Genomic DNA, 7967 nt, shown 5'->3' with positions numbered 1-7967 from the left:
CATTTTAGATATTTGTTTAAGATAAGATATAACTCATTGAGATGTGTCATAGTATTCGTCGTTAGAAAACAATTATTATGACATTATTTCAATGAGTTATCTATTTTTGTCGTGTACAGAGATTATTATTATAGAAGCCCCCATGAATAAATCGCTCATCATTTTCGGCATCGTCAACATAACCTCGGACAGTTTCTCCGATGGAGGCCGGTATCTGGCGCCAGACGCAGCCATTGCGCAGGCGCGTAAGCTGATGGCCGAGGGGGCAGATGTGATCGACCTCGGTCCGGCATCCAGCAATCCCGACGCCGCGCCTGTTTCGTCCGACACAGAAATCGCGCGTATCGCGCCGGTGCTGGACGCGCTCAAGGCAGATGGCATTCCCGTCTCGCTCGACAGTTATCAACCCGCGACGCAAGCCTATGCCTTGTCGCGTGGTGTGGCCTATCTCAATGATATTCGCGGTTTTCCAGACGCTGCGTTCTATCCGCAATTGGCGAAATCATCTGCCAAACTCGTCGTTATGCATTCGGTGCAAGACGGGCAGGCAGATCGGCGCGAGGCACCCGCTGGCGACATCATGGATCACATTGCGGCGTTCTTTGACGCGCGCATCGCGGCGCTGACGGGTGCCGGTATCAAACGCAACCGCCTTGTCCTTGATCCCGGCATGGGGTTTTTTCTGGGGGCTGCTCCCGAAACCTCGCTCTCGGTGCTGGCGCGGTTCGATGAATTGCGGCTGCGCTTCGATTTGCCGGTGCTTCTGTCTGTTTCGCGCAAATCCTTTCTGCGCGCGCTCACAGGCCGTGGTCCGGGGGATGTCGGGGCCGCGACACTCGCTGCAGAGCTTGCCGCCGCCGCAGGTGGAGCTGACTTCATCCGCACACACGAGCCGCGCCCCTTGCGCGACGGGCTGGCGGTATTGGCGGCGCTGAAAGAAACCGCAAGAATTCGTTAACTGCACATTCGGGATATTTCTCTATATTCGCGGTTCAGCAGGCATGTCCCCTTTGAGGGCGACCCGACGACAGGATAATCGACCTTATGGTGCGCAAATATTTCGGCACAGACGGTATTCGTGGCAAAGCCAACGAAGGCGCGATGACGGCGGAAACCGCCTTGCGCGTCGGCATGGCGGCTGGCCGTGTCTTTCGTCGCGGTGACCACCGCCATCGTGTCGTGATCGGCAAGGATACGCGCCTGTCGGGCTATATGCTTGAACCCGCGCTCACAGCCGGTTTCACCTCGATGGGCATGGACGTATTCCTTTTTGGCCCGCTGCCGACAACGTATAGGAAGAATAAACGCCCTTTTCACCCAAGTCCAACAGCTTTGGACCGCAGTTGACTCTTTCGACACCCCTGCGATGCAACCCAATCCGGCTGACGGGGAGCCAGCAACGCTGAAAATTTACCCTCCTCTTTCCCACTAGCGGCTCCTTTTCCGACAACCAGCACGGCGGATCCCTGCCGCGGCGCTGTGAACGCAGCATTTTGATTGGTATCGTTGGCCTTCAGGCTCGTCAGTCAAACAGACCCAGGAGCAGCTCAGCCGGTGGCGCCCGGCTTTCGGGTAACGCCCTGGTCCCGCTGGTTTCGGCTTTGTGCTTCAGGTGATCAAGGATCTGCTTGATCACTATAGGGTCTTCAATGCAGGCGATGACTTTCATGGCGCCGCCGCAGCCGCTGCAGGTCTCGATGTCGATATTGAAAACACGCTTGAGCCGTTGCGCCCATGTCATCGACGCTCGCCGTTGTGCTGGTGTTGCCGGTTCATCAGCCACCCTGACCTTGTTGCCCCTGCCCCGTTTTGCCGGCGTGACCAACGCCCGGTGCCGACCGTGGAAGGGATTCATCTGCTGTATCTCGAAATAAATAAGATATTTAGCTTATCATGTCAGCCTATTTGCAACAGTGCCGTTCAAAGAGCCTTGAAAATAGATATTAAAGATGGTGATTGAACTCTATTAATTTATGTATGCACATATAAAGTTTGTTAACACATTTTTAATGTGATAGATTTTACAGAGAGGTGCTATATATGACATATCAAGAATTTCAGATTGAACTTATTAAAATTGGTTTAACAATTAAAGAATTAGCTACCTTGATAGGTATGAATCCGAATTCTATAACTAACTATAAGAGCAAAGAAATTATTCCTTTAAATTTAGCAATTACAGTCTCATTGATATCTAGCTTAAAAAGTAATGGCATTGATCCAGTATTGGCTATCAACGAAGTAAAAAGAAACCATTTTAAGGACTTTCTACAGTCCAATAAAAATATGGAAATTTGATTGTATGTAAAAATTCTAATTAAAATTAAAGGTCAAGAAATTTTTGGATTTCTCTTAAATGTAACTCTTACAAATTCGAAATAATTCTCATTTCAATTTATAAGAAGCGTTATTAATTAATATTTAGACATATATAAGTCGTGTTAGTCGAACTATTGTAATATTATAGTCTTTGATTTAAAAACTTAGATAACATAATGAATAGCTTAGGAAATTTAAAAGGTCTAATTGAGAGATATAATCAGGATATCGAATTTTACCGTTCTACTCGATATAATGAAACTCAACTACGTACTGATTTTATTGATCAATTTTTTTCCATTTTAGGCTGGGATATAACCAACGTTACTAGAAAAAGTACTCATGAACGTGAAGTTTTGGTTGAAGAAGGAATTCGATTTAAATCTAATGAAAATACAAAAAAGCCAGACTATACCTTTCGTCTCTTTTCAGAGCGTAAATTTTTTGTAGAAGCTAAAAAACCAAGTGTTCATATTGATATCGATCCTGAACCAGCAAAACAAGTCCGTCGCTACGGATTTACCGCAAAGTTGAAAATTTCAGTCCTTACCAATTTTGAATATATAGCGATATATGACTGTTCGAACCCTGTTTCTGAAAGTGATTTAGCATCAACTTCTCGAATCAAGCTTTACCATTACACAGAACTTTTCGATAACTTTGATGAAATTAAGAAATTAATTGGGAGAGAAAGCGTTTACTCGGGCCAATTTGAAACAGAATGGTCAGATATTGAAAGTAAGATATCTCGTTTTAGTGTAGACGATTTATTTCTACAGCAAATCAATAATTGGCGGGTAATGTTGGCGAATGATTTTATTTCTATAAAACCAGAATTAAATGAAGAACAGCTTAATGATCTAACTCAGGACTATATAAACAGTATTGTTTTTCTTCGAGTTTGTGAAGATAGAGAGTTAGAAGACTATGAGACACTTTATCACTTTGCCAAAAACAAAGATTTTAAGTCACTAGTTGATAAATTAAAATTTTCCGATAAAAAGTATAACTCAGGATTATTTTCCTTATCATATATCAATCAACTGATAAATAACCAAGAATCATATATTTGGACTATTATTGAGCAACTATATTTCCCTCAAAGTACTTATTCATTTTCGGTATTTTCTTCAGATATTTTAGGAAATATTTATGAAGTATTTTTAAGTGAAAAGATTCGTCTCAATCAATATGGGAAAATCGAAATTAAGCCCAAGGCGGAACACCTTGATAGAGATGTCGTCACAACCCCTACACACATTATAAAAGAGATAATACGAAATACTGTTATAGAGTTCTGTCAGGGCAAAACAGATAAACAAATATTAAACTCAAAATTTGCAGATATTGCTTGTGGTTCAGGAGCATTTCTTCTAGAAATATTTCAGGTCATACAAGATATACTAATCGATTATTACATCGAACATGATCGTTCGAAATTGCAACAACTTACTGAACATAGTTTCAAATTAAAGTTTCCAGTTAAAAAGGAGATTTTAAATAATTGTATTTATGGAATCGATAAGGATTTTAATGCTGTAAAAGCATGTTCGTTTGGATTACTATTAAAACTTCTTGAAGGTGAATCAAAAGAAACTATTACATCAGATATTCCAATTTTACCGAAGACTGATGAAAATATTTTGTTTGGTAATAGCTTGATAGAACTAACAGATAATGTAAAGAGTACTGACGTTTTAGCGATTAATCCCTTCAATATTGATCTTCAATTTGATGTAATCGTAGGTAATCCGCCTTATATGGCAACTGAGCATATGAAGCAGCTCACTCCTTTAGAACTACCACTATATAAAAAGAAATATAAATCAGCATTTAAGCAGTTTGATAAGTATTTTCTCTTTGTTGAGCGGTCATTACAGTTACTTAAAGACAATGGTTATCTAGGTTATATCCTACCATCAAAATTTGTAAAAGTAGGTGCAGGTAAAAACTTGCGACAACTACTAGTAGATAGTAAATCTCTTTGTAAGTTAATTTCATTTGGTGCAAACCAAGTTTTTAAAAATAAGACGACTTATACTTGTTTGTTATTTTTAAAAAAATCACAACAAACTGAGTTTTCTTTTTATGAAGTGAAAGACTTTAAAAAATGGCTAGCTCGGGATGAAGACGTTGTAAATACTAGTACCTATGAAATTGCTAATCTTGATGCAGATACATGGATTTTAGAAAATGAAATAAATCAAATTCTAGAACTAATGTATAGAAACTCTCAACCTTTAGGTAATATTTTAGGTAAAAAAGCAATTGCTAACGGTATACAGACAAGTGCTAACGAATATTACATTCATAAGGAAATTAAAACCGAAGATGGGTATATTTACTTTGAGTACCAAGGCAGTATTTACCACGTAGAAAAGGAGCTTACGAGACCTTACTTTGAAACTCAACGCTCAGGTGATGATCACTTTTACACATATAAAGATGTTGAGCCTAATGCTTTTGTGATTTATCCATATAAGAAAGTAAGTAATCATATTGTTTTTGTAGAATACGAAGAACTAAGGACTACATATCCAAAAATGTTCGACTTTCTCCATCTAGTGAAAGAACATCTTGATAACGACAAACGTTCTATAAAACCAGATCCTACGACATCCAATGAATGGTATAGATATGGACGTAGCCAAGCACTCGAAAATTGTGATGTTCCTCAGAAAATTATTGTGGGAGTTTTATCAAATGGCTACAAATACTCTATAGATAATCATCGAACTTTTGTTTCTTCTGGAGGGACTGCCGGATATAGTATTATTAATGTGCCTGAACATAGTCCATACTCAATTTATTATATACAAGCTCTTCTATCATCTAAGTATTTAGAATGGTTTGCATCAGTTTATGGCGAAGTATTTAGAGGTGGATTTATTGCTCGTGGAACGAAAGTACAGACTCGTATGCCTATTCCTATAATTGATTTCGAAAATCAGTCGGAAAAAGAGAAGCATGATCAGATAGCTAGTCTGCAAGCAAAAATGAATAAGCTATACACAGATCTTTCCAAAGCAGACAACCGTTCAAGAATCACGTTAAAAAGACAATTTGATGCTATGGTTTTAGAAATGAATGACCTGCTTAAAATTCTTTTCGACTTAGGTGATTTTGATAAAAATATACCAAATGTGAACGAACTATATAGCTCACTCTAACAAAGAAGTAGGGAGGAAATAAATTTCCTCCCTACTTCATATTATATAAATTATCTGCCAATAGATAAATTTTAACTATACAACACGCAAATATGTAATTTTATTTACGCATACGACGATCACGCAATTTTTGCCAGATTTTCATAAGCTCTTCATTATCTTGTTTAGAGAACCCTAATTTAGTGAAAATGGCTTCGCCTTGGTTTCTAATAACTTCCTCAACTTTTCCATCCTTTACTAATTGGTTCAGAGTATCAGGATCATGTTTATAATCATCAATTACAGGTATATATAGCTTCTCAATTTCAGAAGGAACAAGCTCCAACACACCTCCACCATAATATCTACCTTCTAATTCTGCTGTGATAGCAGTTAACGGGTTTAAGAAGCTACAAACTAAATTTTCAGCATTTGTGAAACTAGATGTAATACGATAGGCCGTATCAGTCGTATAAGCTCCGACGCTATTCAAAATTAGTCTAGGGGCCTCATGACAGCGCTTTAGCATCCCAATCTCTGTACTATAAATTGATGGAACTTTATACCAAGGCTTTCGTATACGACACTTATACCGTTCATTGAGCTTTTCCTGCTCTCCAAGTTGTATATAATTCTGAACACTTAAAGGAAGTTCATTGTAATCAGATTCAATATACAAAAAGTTTGTTGGAAGGTTTTTTAACTGGTTTGATTTATGCTGATTTTCATCATATAAAATACCTGGACAATGTTGGCTTTTACCAAACATTGGATGAGCATAAGCTGAAAGGTTGTATGTCTCTACGGTTTCGTTGTCTACTAAGAAGAATTTATTAGCTCCAGTTACAATACCAACATCTACTGTAGCTATAGTTTTAAATTTGTGAACTGATTCATGACTAATAATCTTATTAATTAATGAAATTTCACTTTTATTTAAGACTGCTTTAGTCCATTTACCCTCTACTGTTTCACCATTAATTCCTAATGTTTCATTGAATAATACCTCAGGACTTTTTTCCAAAAATTCAGAACCTTCGACACTAAGAATACCAACACCCTCAGATGGTATGCTGATATCGGTTTTTTTCTCTGCCATGATAATTACAGCACCTTGCAGAGTATTTTCAAACCAGATTTCTTTTGGATCTATGATCAATATCTTTGAACAAATTTCACCCATATAGCTACGCAAAGACTGAGCATGCATTACATTAATTATCTCAGATGGAATAACCATAGCCATACGCCCACCCTTGTTTAATAGAGCAAGCGTTGATAATAAGAAAGGAACCCAAGCATTCGTGTGTTTAGTAAATTTTTGATCTAGTTTTTTAAAAACAAGTTCTGCCTGTTCCTGAAATGACTTTTCTAAAAACTGATATCTAATGAAAGGAGGATTACCTATAACTGCATCAAATAATTCAATTTTTTTATCAAGTTGATCATTCGCCCATACTAAAAAATCGCCAGACGTAACACTAGCATTCTTGAATCCTAATTCTGTACACAGGTTAGATGCTTTTTGAACTTCAGTATCAAGCAATTCAAAACATGACAGTTCTATATTCTTGTCACACTTGTTGTTGTGTAAAGCTTGAATAAATACTCCATCACCACAACTTGGTTCAAGCACCGATTTAGGCTGCTTTTCCAATACCCATTTAGAAACAAAATCTGCCAAATTTTGAGGAGTATAATAACCGCCACGTAATTTTTGAGTGGTCTGATCTACTTTAAATTTCATTACGTTCCTTCAAAAAGCTTTTAATAAGTTCTGGCTTATTTTCCTCTATATGCTTATGCGCTTTATCAGTGAACCAGTCTTTCAACGTTTGCTGTTTATGAGCTAAGATCGAGTAAAGAGCTTTCTTTAATTCGGGGTCTACTTCCAGAACTATACGTCCTGATTCACCTTTTGCCATGATGTAACCTATATGATATCTGTTATGTTACATAGGTTACATAAATTTCATCTAAGGTAAAATATAATTTTAAGAAATTAAATTTAATTGATTGCTATTCAATCAATTATTTGTAGCTATATCTAAAAGTTTTTTTATTTAAAATAGCAACTCTTATCCGAAGCATACATCTAGCTCACTATATAAATAACTCCTTTTAGAAGATCCTATTCATTTTATTTGAGCCGTTACAATACGTATTTAAGTTGTTATTAGAAAATTTTTTATGACCATTTATCATTTTTATATTGTTTTTCCAATAATTTAAAGCTTAATATCTGATTTTGTCACAAAATCAAATGGGCTTTTATGAATTCAAAAACAAAAGGTGGTTTTAGGGAAGGTGCCGGAAGAAAGGCAATTTACAATGAACCCACTAAGACTATGCGTGTACCAATATCACGTATAGTGTCAACGGCATTTTAAAATTGACCCCTTTTACCTTAAAAATGGCGAAGTAAAATTGACCCCTTTGATCTCGTATTAAGTTTCAACCTGCGGCTGAATCCCAATTCTTTTTTTATCCTTCAAACGA

6 protein-coding genes and 1 pseudogene are annotated in these 7967 nt (G+C 37.6%); 4 read left to right on the top strand and 3 right to left on the bottom strand.

What is annotated here, in order from left to right; genetic code table 11:
- Positions 1-142: 142 nt before the first annotated feature.
- Together sul2 and AC1P5O_RS15700 are read left to right on the top strand one after the other, a co-directional pair.
- Positions 143-958: a sulfonamide-resistant dihydropteroate synthase Sul2 gene (sul2, locus tag AC1P5O_RS15705; protein WP_001043260.1), complete on the top strand. Its 816-nt coding sequence runs from the start codon at positions 143-145 to the stop codon at positions 956-958.
- 86 nt (positions 959-1044) lie between these two features.
- Positions 1045-1347 (top strand): phosphoglucosamine mutase, encoded by a 303-nt coding sequence (locus AC1P5O_RS15700; protein WP_000251875.1) that lies wholly within the window; start codon positions 1045-1047, stop codon positions 1345-1347.
- Between the two features lie 175 nt (positions 1348-1522).
- On the opposite strand, the pseudogene AC1P5O_RS15695 reads toward AC1P5O_RS15700, so the two are convergent.
- Positions 1523-1837, bottom strand: a pseudogene (locus AC1P5O_RS15695) (IS91 family transposase); the annotation flags it as partial.
- A gap of 203 nt (positions 1838-2040) precedes the next feature.
- Here AC1P5O_RS15695 and AC1P5O_RS15690 point away from each other — a divergent pair.
- Positions 2041-2298, top strand: coding sequence for a hypothetical protein (locus AC1P5O_RS15690; protein WP_499006356.1), 258 nt, complete (start codon positions 2041-2043; stop codon positions 2296-2298).
- Between the two features lie 197 nt (positions 2299-2495).
- Positions 2496-5489 carry an Eco57I restriction-modification methylase domain-containing protein gene (locus AC1P5O_RS15685; RefSeq protein WP_499006354.1) on the top strand — a complete coding sequence of 998 codons (2994 nt, stop codon included), beginning with the start codon at positions 2496-2498 and terminating at the stop codon, positions 5487-5489.
- 100 nt (positions 5490-5589) lie between these two features.
- Here the strand turns inward: AC1P5O_RS15685 and AC1P5O_RS15680 are convergent, their stop codons facing one another.
- Positions 5590-7215 (bottom strand): N-6 DNA methylase, encoded by a 1626-nt coding sequence (locus AC1P5O_RS15680; RefSeq protein ID WP_248604104.1) that lies wholly within the window; start codon positions 7213-7215, stop codon positions 5590-5592.
- Positions 7205-7393, bottom strand: a complete 189-nt coding sequence (locus AC1P5O_RS15675; RefSeq protein WP_001051769.1) for a hypothetical protein — start codon at positions 7391-7393, stop codon at positions 7205-7207. The genes AC1P5O_RS15680 and AC1P5O_RS15675 overlap by 11 nt, the downstream gene beginning before the upstream one ends.
- Positions 7394-7967 lie beyond the last annotated feature (574 nt).

It is taken from the genome of Prolinoborus fasciculus, from assembly GCF_056724605.1.
Note: the sequence above shows the minus strand (reverse complement) of the source record. Positions and strands in the feature narration are given on the sequence as shown.